General features: G+C 64.9%; 16 protein-coding genes. 9 read left to right on the plus strand and 7 right to left on the minus strand.

Annotated features, from left to right (window positions below):
- A partial coding sequence (locus C487_RS13245; RefSeq protein ID WP_006186298.1) for an AMP-binding protein occupies positions 1-1,021 on the minus strand: 1,021 nt, incomplete at its 3' end.
- Positions 1,022-1,183: 162 nt separating this feature from the next.
- Between C487_RS13245 and C487_RS13250 the strand changes: the two genes are divergently transcribed.
- From C487_RS13250 to C487_RS13275, 6 genes are all read left to right on the plus strand, one after another.
- Positions 1,184-1,876 (plus strand): PAS domain-containing protein, encoded by a 693-nt coding sequence (locus C487_RS13250; RefSeq protein WP_006186299.1) that lies wholly within the window; start codon positions 1,184-1,186, stop codon positions 1,874-1,876.
- Positions 1,877-2,029: 153 nt separating this feature from the next.
- The gene (locus C487_RS13255; RefSeq protein WP_006186300.1) at positions 2,030-2,344 is read left to right on the plus strand and encodes a DUF7518 family protein; all 315 of its coding nucleotides are present in this window, start codon (positions 2,030-2,032) and stop codon (positions 2,342-2,344) included.
- 87 nt (positions 2,345-2,431) lie between these two features.
- The gene (smc, locus tag C487_RS13260; protein WP_006186301.1) at positions 2,432-6,004 is read left to right on the plus strand and encodes a chromosome segregation protein SMC; all 3,573 of its coding nucleotides are present in this window, start codon (positions 2,432-2,434) and stop codon (positions 6,002-6,004) included.
- Positions 5,997-7,079, plus strand: coding sequence for a segregation and condensation protein A (locus C487_RS13265; RefSeq protein WP_006186302.1), 1,083 nt, complete (start codon positions 5,997-5,999; stop codon positions 7,077-7,079). The genes smc and C487_RS13265 overlap by 8 nt, the downstream gene beginning before the upstream one ends.
- A gap of 113 nt (positions 7,080-7,192) precedes the next feature.
- On the plus strand, positions 7,193-7,930 hold the full coding sequence (locus C487_RS13270) for an NAD(P)/FAD-dependent oxidoreductase (protein ID WP_006186303.1): 738 nt from the start codon (positions 7,193-7,195) through the stop codon (positions 7,928-7,930).
- A 222-nt stretch (positions 7,931-8,152) separates the two neighbouring features.
- On the plus strand, positions 8,153-8,347 hold the full coding sequence (locus C487_RS13275) for a hypothetical protein (RefSeq protein WP_006186304.1): 195 nt from the start codon (positions 8,153-8,155) through the stop codon (positions 8,345-8,347).
- A gap of 18 nt (positions 8,348-8,365) precedes the next feature.
- Here C487_RS13275 and C487_RS13280 read toward each other — a convergent pair whose 3' ends face one another.
- Together C487_RS13280 and C487_RS13285 are read right to left on the minus strand one after the other, a co-directional pair.
- Entirely contained in the window at positions 8,366-9,298 is a 933-nt protein-coding gene (locus C487_RS13280) for a Vms1/Ankzf1 family peptidyl-tRNA hydrolase (protein ID WP_006186305.1), read from the minus strand.
- 29 nt (positions 9,299-9,327) lie between these two features.
- A complete protein-coding gene (locus tag C487_RS13285) occupies positions 9,328-9,720 on the minus strand; it encodes a DUF5802 family protein (RefSeq protein WP_006186307.1) in 393 nt (130 codons plus the stop codon).
- A gap of 390 nt (positions 9,721-10,110) precedes the next feature.
- Here C487_RS13285 and C487_RS13290 point away from each other — a divergent pair, with 390 nt between their 5' ends.
- Positions 10,111-11,196 carry a hypothetical protein gene (locus tag C487_RS13290; protein ID WP_006186308.1) on the plus strand — a complete coding sequence of 362 codons (1,086 nt, stop codon included), beginning with the start codon at positions 10,111-10,113 and terminating at the stop codon, positions 11,194-11,196.
- Between the two features lie 77 nt (positions 11,197-11,273).
- Complete coding sequence (locus C487_RS13295; protein WP_049908149.1) at positions 11,274-11,933, plus strand: ArsR/SmtB family transcription factor; 660 nt, start codon at positions 11,274-11,276, stop codon at positions 11,931-11,933.
- Between the two features lie 7 nt (positions 11,934-11,940).
- Here C487_RS13295 and C487_RS13300 read toward each other — a convergent pair whose 3' ends face one another.
- The 4 genes from C487_RS13300 to C487_RS13315 all read right to left on the minus strand — a co-directional run bounded on the left by C487_RS13300 (position 11,941) and on the right by C487_RS13315 (position 17,810).
- Positions 11,941-12,573 (minus strand): hypothetical protein, encoded by a 633-nt coding sequence (locus C487_RS13300; protein ID WP_006186310.1) that lies wholly within the window; start codon positions 12,571-12,573, stop codon positions 11,941-11,943.
- A gap of 173 nt (positions 12,574-12,746) precedes the next feature.
- A complete protein-coding gene (ppsA, locus tag C487_RS13305) occupies positions 12,747-15,083 on the minus strand; it encodes a phosphoenolpyruvate synthase (RefSeq protein WP_006186311.1) in 2,337 nt (778 codons plus the stop codon).
- Between the two features lie 137 nt (positions 15,084-15,220).
- Positions 15,221-16,120, minus strand: coding sequence for a PhzF family phenazine biosynthesis protein (locus tag C487_RS13310; RefSeq protein ID WP_006186312.1), 900 nt, complete (start codon positions 16,118-16,120; stop codon positions 15,221-15,223).
- 67 nt (positions 16,121-16,187) lie between these two features.
- Positions 16,188-17,810, minus strand: a complete 1,623-nt coding sequence (locus tag C487_RS13315) for an alpha/beta hydrolase family protein (protein ID WP_006186313.1) — start codon at positions 17,808-17,810, stop codon at positions 16,188-16,190.
- A 148-nt stretch (positions 17,811-17,958) separates the two neighbouring features.
- Between C487_RS13315 and C487_RS13320 the strand changes: the two genes are divergently transcribed.
- Positions 17,959-19,029, plus strand: coding sequence for a hypothetical protein (locus tag C487_RS13320; protein ID WP_241431092.1), 1,071 nt, complete (start codon positions 17,959-17,961; stop codon positions 19,027-19,029).
- The last annotated feature ends 493 nt before the right edge of the window (positions 19,030-19,522 follow it).

Raw genomic sequence — 19,522 nt, forward strand, 5'->3', positions numbered from 1 at the left:
TCCCGAAGTGGACCTCCTTGGCGGGCTGAACGAGTGCGCCGGCGTGGGTGTGGACGATTCCCTTCGGCTTGCCGGTGGTGCCCGACGAGTACAGCAGCATCGACTCCTGGTCCGAGGCCAGGGATTTCGTCTCGTACTCGTCGTCGGCCGCCCCGACGGCATCGGCCCACCATTCGTCGCGGTCGTCGGTCCACGGAATCTCGTGTTCGTTCGTCCGCTCGCGGGACCCGCCGGGTCCCGCTCGCCTCTCCGAGACGCTTCGCGCCCCGCTGCTCGAGCCGAGCCGGTCGAAGACGATCGTGTGTTCGACGTGGCCGGCCGCCGCGATGGCCTCGTCGGCCGCGGACTTGAGGAAGACCGGATCGCCGCGGCGGTAGAAGCCGTCGCCGGTAAAGAGCACGGTCGGCTCCGCGTCCGCGATCCGGGTGGCGGCCGCGTCTACCCCGAAGCCGGAGAAGATCGGGACCGCGATCGCGCCGACCTTGAAACAGCCGTAGAGGATCGAGACGACTTCCGGGACCATCGGCATGTAGAGGCCGACGGTATCGCCCGTGCCGACGCCGCGCTCCTCGAGCGCGTTCGCGACTCGATTCGACTGGCGGTGGAGTTCGTGGTACGTTATTTCCCGAACATCGCCGTGTTCTCCCTCCCAGATCGTGGCGACCGTGTTTCGGCGCTCCGCGTCGACGGCCGCGTGGCGGTCGACGACGTTGTGGGCGATGTTGAGTTCGCCGCCGGGGTACCAGTCGGTGAACTGCGGCCCCTCGCTGTCGTCCCGGACCTCGTCGTAGGCCTCGTCGAACTCGATCCCGAGGTAGTCCACCAGTTCGTCCCAGAACCAGTCCACGCCGCTGTCGGGTTCGTCCTCGAGGTCGGTCGTCGTCCGTGCGATGAGTTCCTCGTAGTCGTCGATCCCGTACTCCTGCATGAACTGCCAGACGTTGGTCGATTCGACGAACTCCTGGCCGGGCTCGTGGGCGATCTCGTCGATGTCCGCGAGACTGGGGCTAGTTCCGGGCATTGATACCCGGAGGTACGAGACAGACCATCATCAAACAACAGGTCGCCCCTCCAACGCGGGGAGCGATCCCCGTTGGACACCGCTGCTGACCGTTCCGAGTGACCGAGACACGACCCGCGAGCGCCGGATGGCTTTTTCGCGTTCGACAGCTATCGGACGGCTATGAGTACTCGAGCGGACGCGGACGACGAGACATTCTGGGAGGATGCCGACGACGTTGCGCTCCACCGGTATCGAACGCTCGTCAACGCGATCGACGACGGGCTCTACCAGCTCGATGCCGATGGGCGGTTCGTCGCCGTCAACGACGTCATCGTTGAGACGACCGGATATACACGCGACGACCTCCTCGGCGAACGCGTCTCGCTCGTGCTCGCCGATGCCGATGTCCGCCGGACGAAACGCGAACTCGAGTCGGTTCTCGAGAGCGTGGTGGCTGACCTCCGTCTCCGGATCGAGGAGGCCAACACCGACATCGAAATCGCGGACCTCCCCCGCGTCGAGGGCGACGCGAGCCAGTTGCGACAGGTGTTTCAGAACCTGCTTTCGAACGCTATCGAGTACACCGACGGCGCGCCGCCGCGGATTTCCGTCGATGCCGAGCGCCGAGGGTCGGAGTGGCTGATTTCGGTCCACGACGAGGGTATCGGGATCGAATCCGACGATCAGGACCGCGTGTTCGAGGTCTTTCAGTGCCTCCACAGCCGGGAAAACTACTCGGGGATCGGAATCGGCCTCGCGCTTTGTCAGCGGATCATCGAACGTCACGGCGGCGAAATCCGGGTCGACTCCGAGCCGGGAGTTGGGTCGACGTTTTCGCTGACGCTACCGGCGGTGGCGACCGACTCGCGGTGATGCTACTCCGACGGCCCGGCCGTGTGACCCCGTTCAGAAATTCCGACCCCGCGGCCGTCTCGAGCGAACTGCATACCGCGCCGGCCCACTATAATAATATATCTAACACTAGTCTGACGTACGTTTATGTGTCCAGACCGACCCCTAGGGGATATGTCGAACAATCGCGTCGAGCAGCTCGAATCGACGGTTGCGGAACTCGAGTCGACGGTAGAGGGCCTGACGGACGAACTCATCGAGGCGAAGGAGCGAATCCGCGTGCTCGAGGCGGAGCTCGATACCGAGACGCCGACACGCGTCCCCGAACGGCGGGCCGAGGAGACGGGAACGACGACGGTCGACGAGGACGACACCCCGGAGGCCGAACCCGACGAAGTCGCCGAAGCGGCGGCCGATGCCGAAGACGAGGACGACACCGTCGGCGATGAAGCGGAAGACTCAGGTAGCGACGACATCATCGTTGCGTAACTGCTGCCGACGCCGTGTGCGGGGAACCGCGGCGTGGGTACCACCGTCGACCGACGGCTGGTGGCTATACGGAGGTCTCGCAACAAGATGTATATCAAGGCGATCGTTCTCGACGATTTCAAGAGCTTCGGCCGAAAGACGAAGATCCCGTTCTACGAGGATTTCACCGTCGTAACGGGTCCGAACGGCTCCGGGAAGTCCAATATTATCGACGCCGTCCTCTTCGCGCTCGGGCTGGCTCGGACCCGCGGGATTCGTGCCGAGAAACTGACCGACCTCATCTACAACCCCGGCCACGAGGGTGCCGACACCTCGAGCGGCCCCCGCGAGGCGACCGTCGAGGTGATCCTCGACAATTCCGAAGGGACCCTCGATCGCTCGCAGGTCGTCAACGCCGCGGGGAGCGACGACGTCGGCGACGTCGACGAGATTCGCATCCGTCGCCGGGTCAAGGAGACCGAGGACAATTACTACTCCTACTACTATCTGAACGACCGGTCGGTCAACCTCTCGGACATTCAGGACCTGTTAGCACAGGCCGGGATCACGCCGGAAGGGTACAACGTCGTCATGCAGGGCGACGTTACCGAGATCATCAACATGACGCCCCACGCCCGCCGGGAGATCATCGACGAAATCGCGGGCGTCGCGGAGTTCGACGCGAAAAAGGAAGACGCCTTCGAGGAACTCGAGACGGTCCAGGAACGGATCGACGAGGCCGAACTCCGCATCGAGGAGAAACGCGACCGGCTCGATCAGCTCGCGGACGAACGCCGGGACGCAATGCGCTACCGCCGGCTGCGACGCGAAAAAGAGGAGTACGAGAGCTACAAGAAGGCCAGCGAACTCGAGGAGAAACGCACCGAACTCGAGGCCGTCGAGGACGAGGTCGACGACCTCGAAGACGAACTCGCGGACTTCCAGCGCGAACTCGACGAGCGTGAGGGCAAAGTCGTCCGCCTGCAGGAGGATCTCGAGGATTTGAACGCCGAGATCGAGCGCAAGGGCGAGGACGAACAGCTCCGGATCAAAAGCGAAATCGAGGAGCTCAAAGGCGACATTTCTCGGCTCGAGGACAGGATCGAGGCCAGCGAGGGGCAGATCGAGGACGCCGAGGCCGAGCGCCGCGAGGCGTTCGTCCAGATCGACCGCAAGCAGGAGACGATCGACGACCTCGAAGACGAGATGCGCGAGCACAAACTCGAGAAAGCCTCGATCAAAAGCGAGATTCAAGACCGGGAGCAAGAGCGCGCCGACCTCGAAGCCGAAATCGAGGCCGTCGACACCGAGTTCGACGAACTCAAGGCGGCCCTCGCGGAGCGCAAAGACGAATTAGAGGAGGCCAAGACCGAGCGGAACGACCTCCAGCGCGAACAGGATCGCCTCCTTGACGAGGCCCGCCGCCGCTCGAACGCGATCAGCGAGAAAGAGACGACGATCGAGGACAGGCGCGAGAAAATCCCCGAAATCGAGAGCCAGCGAGGCGACCTCGAGCGGGAACTCGAGAAGGCCGAACGGAACCGCGAGAACATCACCGATGTCGTCGACGACCTGAAAACCGAGAAGCGCCGGTTGCAGTCCGACGTCGACGATCTCGACGACGAGATTCAGGCGAAACAACAGGAGTACGCCGAACTCGAGGCCAACGCCGGCGAGAGCGGTGACTCCTCGTTCGGTCGCGCGGTGACGACGATCCTCAATGCGGGACTCGACGGCGTGCACGGTGCGGTCGCGCAACTGGGGACCGTCCCCGGCGAGTACGCGACCGCCTGTGAGACCGCCGCGGGCGGCCGGCTGGCGAACGTCGTCGTCGACGACGACATCATCGGCCAGCAGTGTATCGATCACCTCAAGTCCCGAAACGCGGGCCGGGCGACGTTCCTCCCGCTGACGGACATGAGCCAGCGCCGGCTGCCGAACGCGCCGAGCGATCCGGGCGTGGTCGGCTTCGCGTACAACCTCGTCGACTTCGACAGCGAGTACGCCGGGGTCTTCTCCTACGTGCTCGGGGACACCTTGGTCGTCGAGGACATCGAAACCGCCCGCTCGTACATGGGCGACTACCGGATGGTCACCCTCGACGGCGACCTCGTGGAGAAAAGCGGCGCGATGACCGGCGGTTCCGGCGGCGGTTCGCGGTACTCCTTTACCGGCGGCGGCGAGGGCCAACTCGAGCGCGTCGCCAAACAGATCACGGAGCTGCAGGAGGAACGCGAGTCCCTCCGCGAGGACCTGCGCGGCGTCGAGGAGCGGCTCGACGACGCCCGCGACCGCAAGAACGACGCGGCCGACGAGGTTCGCTCGATCGAGGCCGAACTGGCGGGACTCGACGACGAGCGCGAGGCCATCGAGGCCGAGATCGAGGACCTAGCGGACGACCTCGACGACCTCCGCGATGAACGAGAGTCCGTCGACGAGCGGATGAACGAGATTTCAGCGGAGATCGACGCCAAGACGGCGACGGTCGAGGAACTCGAGGCCGAAATCGACGACCTCGAGACGGAACTCGCGGACTCGAAGATCCCAGAACTCACCGACCAGATCGAGGCGCTGACGGCCGAGATCGACGAGCGCGAGGATCGGATTCAGGAACTCGACGCCGAACTCAACGAGTTGAGCCTCGAGGCGGAGTACGCGGCGGACGCCATCGAGGATCTCCACGACGACATCGAGGCCGCCCAGAACCGCAAGGCCGACCACGAGGAGCGAATCGCGGAGTACGAGGCGAAGATCGAGGACAAGCGCGAGACGCTCGAGGACAAGCACGAGGCCGTTGCGGAGCTGGAAGAGGAGCTCACCGAGTTGAAAGCGGAACGAAGCGATCTCAAGGCGGAACTCGCCGATGCGCGGACGAAACGCGACCAGCAACAGGATCGCGTCAACGCCATCGAAAGCAAACTCGAGGACGCACGCGAACGTGCGGGCAACCTCGAGTGGGAGATCGAAGCCCTCGAATCGGAGGTCGGCGACTACGATCCCGAAGACGTCCCTGACCACGAGACCGTCCTCGACATGATCGACTACCTGCAGACGGACATGGCGTCGATGGAGCCGGTCAACATGCTCGCGATCGACGAGTACGACGAGGTCCGCAGCGATCTCGACGATCTCGAGGCGGGGCGGGAGACGTTGGTCGAGGAGGCCGACGGTATCCGAGACCGGATCGAGCAGTACGAAACCCAGAAGAAGCAGACGTTCATGGACGCCTACGACGCGATCGCCGCCCACTTCACCGAGATTTTCGAGAAGCTCTCGGAGGGGACCGGCTCGCTGCACTTGGAGAACGAGGCCGACCCGTTCGACGGCGGGCTGACGATGAAGGCACAGCCGGGTGACAAGCCGATTCAGCGCCTGGACGCGATGTCCGGCGGGGAGAAGTCGCTGACCGCGCTGGCGTTCATCTTCGCGATCCAGCGGCACAATCCGGCCCCGTTCTACGCGCTGGACGAGATCGACGCCTTCCTCGACGCCGTCAATGCCGAGCGGGTCGGCGAGATGGTCGAGGAACTGGCCGGGGACGCCCAGTTCGTCGTCGTCTCCCACCGCTCGGCGATGCTCGATCGCTCCGAACGGGCGATCGGCGTGACGATGCAACAGGACAACGTGAGCGCGGTGACCGGGATCGATCTGAGTAGTGGGGAGGTACCGGCTGATGACTAGCGAGGAGCAACGTGATCCGCAGGGAAGCGAGCCACGGCCCGGTAAGAGCGAACTGCGACCCGACGGCGGCGATGACATCCCCCTCGATATCACCGGTCACGACGATCGCGAGCGGCCGAGCGAGTCGCCGCCGGGGTCCGTTCTCGAGTCGCCGGCGGACGCGAGCGCGGGCGGCGACGAGGAGCGGACAGGCGGGTCCGGCGATTCGGTGCTCGAGTTCACGGAAGGAGACACGGCCGGGGGCGACGACGGTGCCGAGAACGAGGACGCAGTCGAACCCGTCGAACTGCTCGTGCAACTCGCGAAGGACGGCGAGATCGATCCGTGGGACATCGACATCGTCGACGTTACGGACACGTTTCTCGCGGCGATCGAGGACGCCGACCTCCGAACGTCCGGGCGCGCACTGTTCTACGCGAGCGTCCTCCTGCGGATGAAAAGCGACGAGTTGTTCGCGACCGACGACCCGGACGAGGACGACCTCCCGCCCTGGGAAGCGCCCTTCGCCGATGACGGGCCGGTAGACGCGGCAGGTGACGACCGGGCGCACCCGCCCGGGTTCGATCCCATCGAGACCCTCGAGAACGAAATGGAACGCCGCCTCGAGCGCAAGCACGCCCGGGGGAAGCCCGAAACCCTGGACGAACTGGTCCGCGAACTCCGCAGCGCCGAACGCGACACGTGGTGGAAGGAGTCCCGGAGCTACGATACGAGCGACTCGCCGAAGGGGTACGACCGGGGTGTGCAGGAACTGCACTACCACTCCGGCGACGACTTCCGGGTCGACGACGAACCGACCAGCGACGACGTCACGCACACGACCCACGAGGAGGACATCGAAGCGGTCATCGACGACGTCGAAACCGAACTCGAGGCCCACTACGAGAACGGGCGCGATGAGGTGCTGTACGCCGAGATCGACGCGGTCGGCGGCTCCCGTGTGATGACCTACCTCGCGCTGCTCTTTCTGGCCCATCGCGGCCGAGTCACCCTCGAGCAGGACGAACTGTTCGGCGACCTCTGGGTCAGAGACGACACGGTGGCGTCGGACGCGGGCGAAGCGGTCACCGGCTGAGGGGCCGTTTCGATCGTCGTCGCCCGATTCGGCCGCCGATACGAGCCGCGCCGTTCCATCGGCCGATGGGGCGAACGGCAACCTTCTATACTCGAGGCCGTCAACCGGGAGCCATGCGAGATGTCTGCATCGTCGGCGGGGGCGTCGCCGGTCTCACCGCATCGATTTTCACCGCACGCGGGGGATTGGATACCCTCGTCATCGACGGCGGGGAGTCCATCCTCGCGCGCAACGCCAGCCTCGAGAACTTCCCCGGCTTCCCGGACGGGGTCGACGCCCGCCGGCACCTCCGGCTGACCCGCGAGCAGGCACAAGCGGCGGGTGCCGAATTCGAACTCGGACGCGTGACCCGCGCCGAGTCGGTCACCGAAGGGGCGCTCGAGGAGGGGTTCGTCCTCGAGACGGAGGGCGGCGAGCCCCTCGAAGCGCGTCGCGTCATCGCCGCCTCGTGGCCGACCAGCGACTTCCTCGAACCGCTGGACGTGGGTCGGATGCAGCGGGGTAGCAAACACTTCGTGAGCGTCGACGAGGGTGGCCGGACGGCCGTCGACGGCGTCTACGCTGCGGGTCGGATCGCGGACGAACCCCACCAGGCGGTCGTCGCGGCCGGCCACGGGGCGAAAGCCGCCCTCGCGCTCCTCTACGACGCCGATGTGCCCTTCTATCAGGACTGGGTCGTCCCGGAGGGGTATTTTACCGGCCGCGACCGCGAGGTCCCGCCGGGATGCGAGGAGATCGACGACGAGGAACGACGGCGACGCGACGAGCGAGCCCGGGAGACGATGTGCGAGGCGTTCGGCGAACCGCTCGACGAGGAACCGACGATGCATCCGAGCGTCGACCGGGACTGATCGCGCGACCCACACCGCGCTCCGCTCGGACAGTCGCGTTCGCGACGATCGGCGAGGTGGCGAACCGGGTCACCGAGGCGGATCACCGGTCACGAACCCGGCGGTAATCGAAACTCGGGCCGGTTGCAGCCGTTCCCCGGAGCGAGTCAGATCCGGTTTCGCTCCGACCCGTACTGTGCAACGGACGATGCTATTATACATAGTGCAGTGGTATCAACCGTCATGGATGGCGTCCTGAACGAGGCGACGGACAAGCTTCACAAGTACGAATCCGGCCAGTCGGACTTTCAGACCACCTGTGGCGCGACTTCGCACGTCTCACACGATCATCTCCGGCTGGTTCCCGTCGAACAGACCGCTACCGACGGCGACGTGAACCGGTGCGGCCGCTGTTTTACCGACGGCGACAGTTACTGACGATCGATCGGGAGCGGCTCACAACACCCGTAGCTCCGTCGTCCAGAACGAGTGAACGGCGTCCTCGAGCGCCGGCTCCGGATCGCCGGTCGCGTCGACGGCGGCCGTCGCGGCCGGTTCGAGCCCCGCTTCCGCAGCGAGCGCGTCGACGATGCCGCGCTGGCCGACCATATAAAGCGGCGTGTCGGCGGCCTCACCGCCGGGTTCGTACGCGGCGAGGGCCTCCGCACACCGCTCGAGGTGATCGTCGATCTGCCCGTCCCGAATCCGTTCGAAGCGGGCCTGGGAGAACCCGCCCTTGGAGTGGTTCCCCTTGACATCGCTCTCGAAGCCGCGGTAGTCGACGCGCTCGTCGCCCTCGTAGACGCCGAGGGCGAACAGATCGGTCCGGACGAGTGCGACCGCGTGGCGACCGGTCGGCAAGAACCACTCGCGCTCGAGGGCGAATCGGTCTCGCCAGGTCGCATCGAGCTCGGGGACGACCGGCGGCTCGAGGGTCACGGCGAGCAGGCCGGCGTCGTCGACGCAGCACAGGCAGGGGCCGCCGTCGTCGACGAGGGCGAGTCGCTCGCCGAGGACGGGTTCCAGTTCCGCTCGGACGGGCTCCGCGACCCCGTCGTCGTCCACGCCGACGGTCAGCGCACCTTCCGGTCCCGTTCGAAACGACGTGAGGCGGTCGAACACTGCCTCGAGACGGGTCCCTCGGAGTTGGTCGCGGTGCCTGACGGATGGCCCGCTCTCCGCCTCGTCGACCCGTTCGAGTTCGCCCTCGAGCTGGGCGATCCGATCCTCGAGTCGATTGAGCCGCTCCTCGGCGTTCTGCCTCGCGGTGGCGGCCTCGGCCCGGCGGTCGGACTCGGCCTCGTAGCGTTTCCGTAACCGCTCGTTTTCGTCCTCGAGTTCGTCGATTCGGTCCCTGAGCGATGCACGGCCAAGCAACTCGTCGAGCATCCGGCCGAACACGGGAAGCGAGCGTACTTCTAGGTTCCGGCGTTTCGCAGGTCGTCGGCCGAGCCGCCGTCACCCGATGCCTGCCAGCCGCCGGCGAGTTCGAGCAACTGCCGGGCCCGGTCTCGGCGGGCGAGAAACACCTCCCGAAGCGACGGGGGGTTTCGAACGTCGGTTTCCTCGAGCATCGATTCGGGCACCGCGAGCGTGTTTGTCGGGACGTCGGCCGCCCCGTGGACCGGGAAGTGTCGGGTCTCGAACTTCATCACGAGCGGCGTATCGAGGCGCTCGAGTCCGTCGCCGGTCGCGTACACTTCCTCGTTGATCCGCTCGTGTTGCTCGCTGTGCATGAGTGCGTGCTCCCCGTCGGTGGGGGTCACGTAGAGACGTCCGAGATAATAACTTCGGGAAAACACCTCGAACATGCTAACTAATACCATGGTCTCAACAGACATAACTGTTTGCGAATACGTTTAAACAGTCGCGCTATCAGACCGTTCTCTCGGTTCTCGAGACGGGCCGGAATGGCCAGTCCTCGGCGTCGAGCTATCGGACGGTCGCCCCCGGACTGGCCGGGTTTCGTTCCCCACGTGTCGTAGCTCGTGATTGATCCGTTCTCGGGCGAGTGAAACGGTCCGAACGGTGAGCAACGGCCGGGCAGACGCGGCCGGCAGCGTTGGCCCTCATCGAGCGACAATGACGCGAGTTCCTGCCGCCTTGAACGCTCAAATCACCTCTCGGCGACGTACCGATCCGAGTAAACGGTCCGAACGAAGGTCCGTCTTTTTACTATGTACCGGCCAACGATAGAGCCGATGACAACCACTCGGTCGGTCGCCCTCCTCGCGGCCGTCGTCGTCGGATTCACGGCCGCGCCGCTTGCAAGCGCCGCAGCCGTGGGTTCGTTGACGGGGAGCCACGCTCTCCACGCCGACCACTCCGGGACGGCATCGACGAACGCATCCGTCGGAACGCTGCTGCAGGCGACCGCGGCTGAGACGAAGGAAACGGTCGAGACCGGGATGTTCGAAGCGGCGTACGAAACCGCGGACAACGAGAGTCGGGCAGCCATCGTCGGCGACCGGACGACCGAACTCGAATCGCAACTGCGGTCGCTCGAGGCCGAACGCGCCGAGCTCCGGGAGCAGCGCGCGGGGCTTTCACGCGGCGCTTATCGATCCAGACTGGCGAGATTAACCGTCGAAATCGCCAGCCTCGAGCGCTCGATCGAGCGAACAAACACTACCGTCGCCGACGGCAGTATCGACGAAAGCGATCTCGCGGAGCTTCGGGAGAACGCGACACGGCTCCGAGAAAACGCCTCCGCGGAGGCCGGGCCGGACGTCGCGGCGGTCGCTCGCGGGCTGTCCGACTCCGACGAGGCCCCCGGTGTCGGAGCGGGACCGCCGGACGACCGTGGACCACCCGCCGACAAGGGAGGCTCAAGCAGTGATCGGACGCCCGGTAACGGAGCAGGCACCCCTACCGAAGCCGCAACCGGTGAGGGGACGGAGCCCGGCTCCCCACACGGTGACGATGTCCCCGGAAAGAGCGGGGATACAGGGGCCGGCTCGGAGAACGGCGAATCGAACGGAGACGGAACCGCAAACCGCGCGACAGGGGATGACGGAACCGGCCCCGGAAACGCTGCGCCGGGATCGAACGGGGACGACAACGGAAACGTCGGGTCGAGCGGAGACGGCGCTGGGTCCCAAGGCAGCGACTCAGCCGGAGCCGATACCGGGTCCGGGAACGGCCACTCCGCTGGCAACGACGACGGGGGATCGACGGGACCGTCGTCCGCCGGGTCCGGCCCACAGGGCGGCGATCGGACGGCCGGTTCCGGCGGTGGGACGGGCGGCGCTAGCGGGGGGACCGATACCGGCCGTGGGTCGCGGTAACGGCCCCGCCGAATCGGGTCTCCCGACAGTACGGTGAGCAGACACGCTTTTCAGCGGCGATCACTAACCCTCTCTCGATGGACTCCGCCGCGTTGTTGGATTTACTTGGGAACGAAAACCGAAGACGAATCCTTCGGTTGCTCGCCCGCAAACCTTGTTACGTGACCGAAATTTCGGAATACCTCGGCGTGAGTCCCAAGGCGGTTATCGAGCACCTCCGAAAACTCGAGGAAGCGGGACTGATCGAAAGTCGCGTCGACGACCAGCGGCGAAAGTACTTCCATATCGCTCGGAACGTCCGTCTCGAGGTGACCGTCTCACCCTATGGCTTCGCGAGCAAGAGCGCCTATCCGGCGAACAACAGCTTCGATATCACCACCTGCCGACACCTCTCGCTCGATGTCGCCTGGGACGACGCCGACGACCTCGACGACCTGCTCGTCGCTCTGGAGGACCTCGAGCGACTCGAGAACGAACTCTCCTTGGCCCAGCGCTGGGTCCAGGGGCGGCTCTGTGACGTACTCGATGACATCTCCGAATCCATCGGTGCCGGGCCGGAAAGCCGGATCTACGCCGACCTGCTCGCGAGCATCCGTGCCAAACCGAAATCGGTCGACGAACTGAGCGACGATATCGACGCTCCCCGCGAAGTCGTCGCCGAATTGCTCGAGGTAATGGCCGATAACGGGGTCGTGCGTCGGACCGAACGGGGCTGGGAACTGACGACGAACGGCTGAGGACGGTTCAATCGATATCCTGCGAGAGTCCGGCGCGGAGATCGCGACCGAAGTAGTAGCCGACGACGGACGCGAGGAGGCCGACCGTCGCGCCGACGGCGACCAGCGTCTGTCCGGAGCCGATGGCGGCGATGACGGCGTTGCTGAGGATCGCCGCGATGCCGCCGACCGAGACGCCGGCAACCCCCATCTCGAGGTAGCGCCGCTTCGACGCGAGGAGCCCGACCGCGAAGGCGGCGGTAAACATCCCGATCGGACGGCCGGCGAACGGCAGCGCGGTCGCGCCGGCCAGCAAGCCGGCGCTGAGCACGCCCACGAGCGCGATGTACTCCTTCGGCGAGAAGTACCGCCCGAGCGAGAGCCGTGCGGTAAGCGGGGCGAGCCACGAGCGCGATGAGTCGCTCTCGGACCCATCGGCCGGATCGTCGTCGGCGGGCGTACCGGTCGGTCCGCGATCGAAATCGGCGTGGGAATCCAGGGGATCGGCGTCGACGGACGGCGCTGACGCGCCGGCGGACTCGGGCGGTGCGTCGCCGGCGTCGGTGCCCGCGTCCGAGAGCAAGCGGTCCGTTTCCTCTAAAAGGTCGTCGGTAGCGGGAGGGTCTCGGCTCTCGGTGACCTCGTCCGAGCGGTCGCTCATACGTCAATCGACGCGTGCCCACATCATGGGCCTTTCCCCACGGAGTGAACCGTCGGTCGCCGCTCCAGGGAGTCTCCAACGCGAGGCGACGGTGAGACCCGTCGGAGCGGGACGGCACTCACTGCTCGAGGCGGTCGATGGACGGCGGAGAAAACGCAACCGGTTGGAGTTGCTTATCTGACGGAATCGAGCAGGAGTTTCTGTTCGACGCGTTTGACCTCGTGTTGGACGTCGCGGACGGCGTCGATGTTCGCCGAAATGGAGCTAATGCCCTCGTTGACGAGGAACCGAACCATTTCGGGCTTGGAGCCGGCCTGCCCGCAGATACTCGTCTCGACGTCGTGTTCGCGGCAGGTCTCGATGACGTCACCGATCAGGCGCAGGACGGCCGGATGGAGTTCGTCGAAGCGGTCGGCGACGTGTTCGTTGTTGCGGTCGACCGCGAGCGTGTACTGGGTCAGGTCGTTGGTCCCGAAGGAGGCGAAGTCGATGCCCGCCTCGGCCATCTCCTCGACCGACAGCGCGGATGCGGGCGTCTCGATCATCGCCCCCCACTTTCGCTTCTCGGGATCGATGCCGGCCTCCTTCATGCAGCTTTTGGCCCGATAGATGTCCTCGGCGTCGTTGACCAGCGGGAACATGATCTCGACGTTGTCATAGCCCATCTCGTAGAGCCGGTGGAACGCCTCGAGTTCGTGGGCGAAGACGTCCGTCCGGTCGAGCGACCGTCGAATGCCGCGATAGCCGAGCATCGGGTTGTGCTCTTCGGGTTCGTCCTCGCCGCCCTCGAGCTGTCGGAACTCGTCGCTCGGGGCGTCGAGGGTGCGGACGCGGACGGGGCGCGGGTAGAACTCGTCTGCGACGCCGCGAATGCCGTCGACGAGCTCCGAGATGTAGTCGTCGACGCCGTTCTCGGCGATGAACTTCTCGGGCGTCTGGTTCAGCGAGAGGATCATGTGTTCGGTCCGCAGCAGGCCGACGCCGTCGGCACCGGTCGCGGCCGCACGTTCGGCTGCCTCCGGGATCGAGACGTTGACCTTGACCTCGGTGGCGGTCATCGGCTTGACCGGCGACTGCGGACGGACCTCCTCGACGGGTTCGGTCTCCTCTTCGGGTTCGACGGCCGAGCCCTCGAGTACGGAGCCTTTGTCGCCGTCGAGAGTGACGACCTGGCCGTCCTCCAGAACCGTCGTCGCGTTGGTCGTCCCGACGATGGCCGGGACGCCGAGTTCGCGGGAAACGATGGCGGCGTGGCTGGTCATGCCGCCCTCGTCGGTGATGATCCCCGACGCCCGTTTCATCGCGGGTACCATATCGGGCATCGTCATCTCGGTGACGATGATGTCGCCCTCGCCGACCTTGGCCAGATCGTCGAGTTTGGTGACGATTTTCGCGGGGCCGCTGACCGTCCCCGGGCTCGAGCCGAGGCCGTCGACGATGACCTCGCCGGAGCTACCTGCGTCGGCGGTGCCGGCGCTGCTGGTGCTCTCGGCGGCCTGGACGCTCCCGCTGCCGTCGGTCAGGCCCTTCGTGGGGTCGACGCTGCCGGTCGCGGCGTCGCTGCCGTCCTCGTCGATCGTCGTGATCGGTCGGGACTGGAGCATGTAGACGTCGCCCCCGACGATGGCCCATTCGACGTCTTGGGGCTCGTCGTAGTGGTCCTCGACGCGCTCACCGAGGTCCATGAGGGAGTCGATCTCGTCGTCGGAGATGACCCGCTGGGTGCGCTTGTCCTCGGAAACCTCGCGCTCGACGGTCCGACCGGTCGCCTCGTCTTTCTCGTGTTTGACTTTCTTCTCGGCGACGGTCACGTCCATCGAGCGGTCCGTGCGGTCGATAACGTAGTTGTCCGGCGAGACTGCGCCGGAAACGACGGCTTCGCCCAGGCCCCACGCGGCCTCGATGATCATCGTCGGGTCGCCCGTCGAGGGGTGGCTCGTGAACATCACGCCCGATTTCTCGGCGTCGACCATCTGCTGGACGACGACCGCGATGTTTACCGCGGAGTGATCGAAGCCCTGTTCCTGGCGGTAGTAGATCGCCCGCTGGGTGAACAGCGAGGCCCAGCACTCCCGGACGCGGTCGAGCAAGTCCTCTTCGGTGACGTTGAGGAACGTTTCTTGCTGGCCCGCGAAGGAGGCGTCGGGCAGGTCCTCGGCCGTCGCCGACGACCGAACCGCGACGAACGCCTCGCCGTCGCCGACCTCGCCGTAGCTCTCGAGGATCTCGTCGCGTAACTCGTCGGGGAAAGGGGTCTCGAGGATGAGTTCCTGTGCGCGATCGGCGGCGTCGGCCAGCGCACTGGAGTCGTCGACGTCGATGTCGACGGCCGCGAACAGTTCCTCGTCGATTTCGGCTTCTTCGATAAACGATCGGTAGGTCCCGGCGGTTACGACGAATCCCGGTGGAACGGGCAGCCCCGCGCCCGTCAACTCACCGAGGGAGGCACCTTTACCGCCGACCTGCTCGAGGTCGCCGGCACTGATCTCGTCCAGCCAGAGTACAGCCATCTCTAGAGAGTCCCTCAGTGGAACGAATAAAGAAGGTTGCGAACGGGCGCTCCCAGCCGAAACTCGGACCTGAGTAAATCACGCGCCGACGGATACGATCGGCGGGGGTCTCCCGGACCCCGACTCCAGCCGCGCGGTCAGGCCTCGAGGATTTCGTCCTCGTCGGCCTCGGGGACGGCCATCGAGCCGTCGAGGACGGTCACGCCGCGGCCGCCGACACGGACGGCGTCTCCGAGGCGAACGCGAACGATTCCCGGCCGGTCGACGTAGTGACCCTGCTCGAGTCGGAGTTCCGCTGGCAGATCGCCGTCGAACGCGCCGAAGCGATCGAGGTACGCGCTGACGGCCCCGCCCGCGGTGCCGGTGACGGGGTCCTCCGGAACGCCGGCTCCCGGTGCGAACATCCGCCCGTGGACCGTCGACTCGGCCTCGAGCGCGTCGAACGTGAACAGGTAGATCCCCGTCGCGTCGACGGCGTTCGTCAACGCCTCGACCGCGGCAAAGTCCGGTTCGGCGTCGCCGACGTCGGAGAGGTACGTGATCGGGACGATCAGGAACGGGAGGCCGGTCGAGGCCACGGCGAGCGGAATGTCGTCGCTCGCGCCCTCGAGCGCGGCCCGGTCGACACCGAGCGCGTCGGCCACGCGGCCGTAGCCGACGTCGACCTCGCGAATCGACGGCTCGTCCTGTGTCATCCAGACCGTCCCGTCCTCGTCCACGTCGATTTCGAGCCGACCGACGTTCGTCTCGAGGGTCATCGTCTCGGTCTCGAGGCCCTCGTCGTAGAGATGGGCGACGGTGCCGATCGTAGCGTGGCCACAGAGATCCACCTCTTGTGTCGGCGTGAAGTATTTGACCCGGCGGTCGGCGGTTTCGCTCGACCGCAGGAAGGCGGTCTCGCTGACGGCCATCTCCGCGGCGATCGCCTGCATCTGGTCGCTCGAGAGGCCGTCCGCGTCCGGGACGACGCCGGCCGGGTTCCCGGTGTGTGGCTCGTCGGTGAACGCGTCGACCTGCAAGATACGAGTCGTCTCCATACGACGTGGGTTGGGCGACCGGCGTATGAATCCTCGGTCGTGTCGCGTCCCACGACCCCCGGTTCCGTCAGCGCCCGTCGATCCAGTCCGCGAGATCGGCGACGACTCCCTCGGCGACCGTGTTCCGAACGGCGTACGCGAACTCCACCGACGGTCCCTCGCCCGGCATGAGCAGGTGATCGAGCCCGTCGTACGTCTCGAACGTCGCGTCCGCCCCCTCGAGTTCGGATCGCCACCGCTCGAGGTCGTCGGCCGCGCTGACCTGAAAGTCACGGGTCCCTTGCAGGAACAAGCGCGGCGCGTCGATGCCCGCCGCAGTCCCGAGGTGGTCGTACGCTGTAAGGCCGTCCCAGAACGCGCCCGGTTTGCCGAGCAGCGTTTCGGTCGACCCGTACTCTCCCGCACGAACCCGTTCGATCTCGTCGGTCCAGGTCTCGTAAACGTCCGCCAGGTCCGTCCACTCGTGGTCGCCGACGGAGACCTTGTGCTCGAGTTGGGCCAGCGTCAGTTCGTGGTACGGACGTGCCGGCGCTGCGAGGCCGACGATGCCCGCCACCGCCCCGTCGCGTGCGGCGATTCTCGGTGCCGCTCGACCGCCGAGTCCATGGCCGACGACGACGACCCGGTCCGGATCGACGCTCTCGGCCGCCCGGAGCGTGTCGATCGCCCGCACCGCGTCGTCGACGGTGACGTGATCGAGCGTGTAGTCACCAGGGTCGACTTCGCACACGGGTAGCCGCTTGTCGTACCGAAGGCTCGCGATGCCTCGCGTCGCGAGGCCCTCGGCCAGATCGGTGAACAGCTGCGTCCCGCCTCGAGCGGCGTTCCGGGTCACCGGTCCGGAATCGTGGACGAAGACGACGCCGGGAACGTCGTCGCCGTCGGCGGGCGTCGTGACGGTTCCCGGGAGCGAACAGCCATCGACCGCGAGGGTGACGTCCTCGGTGGCGATCGCGCTCGAGTCGACGTACGACGGCCGCTCGTACTGGTCAGCGACGCCGCAGTCGACGAGGCGGGATCGGTCGTCGACGACGATGCGACACTCGTGATGTCCGCCAGCGAAGGCAAGCGTCACGTCAACGGCGGTAACGTCGGTTCCAGTCGTCACGGCCGTCTCGACGATTTCCTCGAACGCTCCGCCCACCGCGCCGTATCCCATCCAGAGCCGCTCGAGGCGGCCGGGATCGCCGCGTCGCTCCCGTTCGGCCGCGACGAATCGCTCACTGGCCGCGTCGAACCGATCGGCCGCGAGGTCTTCGACGAACGCCGTCGCCGCGTCGCGGTGGGTCGCCGGGTCGTGTCCGTCTTCCTCCGTCGCGTCGGCGAGCGGGTCGGCGCAACCGGCCGCTGCCGACGCCATCGCCGTCGATACCGCCGCCAATACGGTCCGTCGTCGGGGTGCCATCGATACCGGACCGACCACGGTCTGTCGGATAAAGACGAGGTCGTTTCTCCGTGACTGTATTCGATCCCGATACGTTTCCGGGCCTTCGTCGTCGCCCGGTTCCTCGAGTGAGACCTGGCTGACGCCCAGCGTCTCGGCCACGCGCTCGTAACCGACATCGACCTCGCAAATGCGGGGGTCGTCCCGGACCGTACCGTCCTCGTCGATCTCGAGGATGCCGACGTTGGTCTCGAGGAGAGGAACAAAAGCCGGATCCCTTACTCGGATTCCGGGTTCGTTTTCCACGTGTTCTCTCCGATAACGACCACATTTTAGATTTCTTATATATTATCGAATCTGGTTGTGCACATGATCCCATCCGCAATTCATAAGAATTAGAACAGGATACGGGGCAGGGATAATTCTTATAATAGATAGTATATAAACTCAGTATATGGACAATAAAAATCCAACTCGTCGCAGAGTGCTACAAATATTCGGAACTGCTGCGATCGGCGGTACCATATCGCTCGGAGCAACGCCAGTTCAGGGAACGAACGGTGTGAGTCGTCCCGTTCTGGCCAGCGGAACGCGTACCATTCGTCGGATTCCAACGGACGGTGGATTTATTCGCGAAGAGAAATTCGAGATCGAAGACACGAACCCGATCTCAGTCGAAGTGCGAGACGGCGTTGTTACGACGAACACCGAGTCCGGTAGTTCTAATCCTGCTGTCGAGCCAGGCAGTACAGTTGACCTCGGGAGCGACGAAATGACGGTCGATGAACAAGCGATTGAAGGTCAGCTTTCGGAACAGACCGATGTCGATAGTGCTCTTGAGGGGACCGGATTAGAGATAGCCCGGCAGGATAATCCGGACGTAATTAAATACAAAGATACAACGATTTTGGGGACTGTCGAGCAACACTACGCTCAGGAGATGCGGGCGCGGGATGCAATGTTAGCCGACGATTCCGTCTCCCCGCAGGCGGAATCGAATCCGCTGCTTGCTGCGGAGTGTTCGAAGTACACGTACAATGGAGACGACCCGTCCGATCCGGATGACCTCGCCGAGCGAACAGCACCGATCAATGTCGCGTGGGATACTGGAAACGATGCATCGGACATACAGGCAGCGATGCAGAATGTCGGCTGGAAATCGCCATGGCCGTCCGGTGATAAATACATCCTCGAGGACGAATCTACCGTCAAGGCGCAGGATGAACATATAAAACAGAATATTACACCGACTGTGGTACCAACTCAGTATCACGTCCGAGCGTACGACCTGTCCGGTGTTGATAATCTGGCGGTTATCGGTGCGGGCCATAGAGACCCGGCGGACCACAATCAAGGCTGCGAATGGGTCGGAATCGGCTGTGATGTCAACTGGCGAGTGTCAGAGACGCGCGAAGAAGTGTCGGACGACTGGACGGACGTGTTGACAAAATGGGCGGGGAACGCAAACGTTGACTCCGCATCGGGCAATTACGACTACATTCGGGGGCGTGTAAACGGACACTGACAAGCAGACGGGCCGTTCTCCTATCTGTCCAGTAACCTCGAGTGAAAACAGGAGATCGCGTAGCAACTATCTACACGCCAGCAGTACCAAACTATTATGCAGGGCAATATTGGCCCGCAATTCGGGAGCAGGCCTGTTGATGCGGTCGTTTCGATCGTGCTCGCATCGCTTACCCTTCTAGGGTTGTATGCCCTCCAGAAACGAATCGACACTCCGAAAGGGGGCGCTGCAGCCAGTAGTGGGTGGTACGTTTTGATCTGTGCTCTGGTCTATCTTGGGCCGCGATATATCCATGACGCGTTTACATCTGGTGTCTTCACGCCTCAGTATCTCCTCTGGATCTTCGTGACTGTCGTTCCATTAGTGGCACTTCAGGCCGGACTCCCAGTGTACATTTTTGCAACCCGGAGCGTGTCATAGAAAGCGTCACGTACGAAGCAGCAGGGTGCGGAAAGTGTGTCCAGCACAACCGCGACCCTGCAAGACGTTGCTT

This window comes from Natrinema pallidum DSM 3751, from assembly GCF_000337615.1.
GTDB lineage: Archaea > Halobacteriota > Halobacteria > Halobacteriales > Natrialbaceae > Natrinema > Natrinema pallidum.

Bases quoted from the DNA above. Each gene is read 5' to 3' on its own strand.
- C487_RS13250 (WP_006186299.1), top strand. From the start codon at position 1,184: ATGAGTACTCGAGCGGACGCGGACGACGAGACATTCTGGGAGGATGCC.
- C487_RS13255 (WP_006186300.1), top strand. From the start codon at position 2,030: ATGTCGAACAATCGCGTCGAGCAGCTCGAATCGACGGTTGCGGAACTC.
- smc (WP_006186301.1), top strand. From the start codon at position 2,432: ATGTATATCAAGGCGATCGTTCTCGACGATTTCAAGAGCTTCGGCCGA.
- C487_RS13265 (WP_006186302.1), top strand. From the start codon at position 5,997: ATGACTAGCGAGGAGCAACGTGATCCGCAGGGAAGCGAGCCACGGCCC.
- C487_RS13270 (WP_006186303.1), top strand. From the start codon at position 7,193: ATGCGAGATGTCTGCATCGTCGGCGGGGGCGTCGCCGGTCTCACCGCA.
- C487_RS13275 (WP_006186304.1), top strand. From the start codon at position 8,153: ATGGATGGCGTCCTGAACGAGGCGACGGACAAGCTTCACAAGTACGAA.
- C487_RS13280 (WP_006186305.1), bottom strand. From the start codon at position 9,298: ATGCTCGACGAGTTGCTTGGCCGTGCATCGCTCAGGGACCGAATCGAC.
- C487_RS13285 (WP_006186307.1), bottom strand. From the start codon at position 9,720: ATGTTCGAGGTGTTTTCCCGAAGTTATTATCTCGGACGTCTCTACGTG.
- C487_RS13290 (WP_006186308.1), top strand. From the start codon at position 10,111: ATGACAACCACTCGGTCGGTCGCCCTCCTCGCGGCCGTCGTCGTCGGA.
- C487_RS13295 (WP_049908149.1), top strand. From the start codon at position 11,274: ATGGACTCCGCCGCGTTGTTGGATTTACTTGGGAACGAAAACCGAAGA.
- C487_RS13300 (WP_006186310.1), bottom strand. From the start codon at position 12,573: ATGAGCGACCGCTCGGACGAGGTCACCGAGAGCCGAGACCCTCCCGCT.
- ppsA (WP_006186311.1), bottom strand. From the start codon at position 15,083: ATGGCTGTACTCTGGCTGGACGAGATCAGTGCCGGCGACCTCGAGCAG.
- C487_RS13310 (WP_006186312.1), bottom strand. From the start codon at position 16,120: ATGGAGACGACTCGTATCTTGCAGGTCGACGCGTTCACCGACGAGCCA.
- C487_RS13320 (WP_241431092.1), top strand. From the start codon at position 17,959: ATGGACAATAAAAATCCAACTCGTCGCAGAGTGCTACAAATATTCGGA.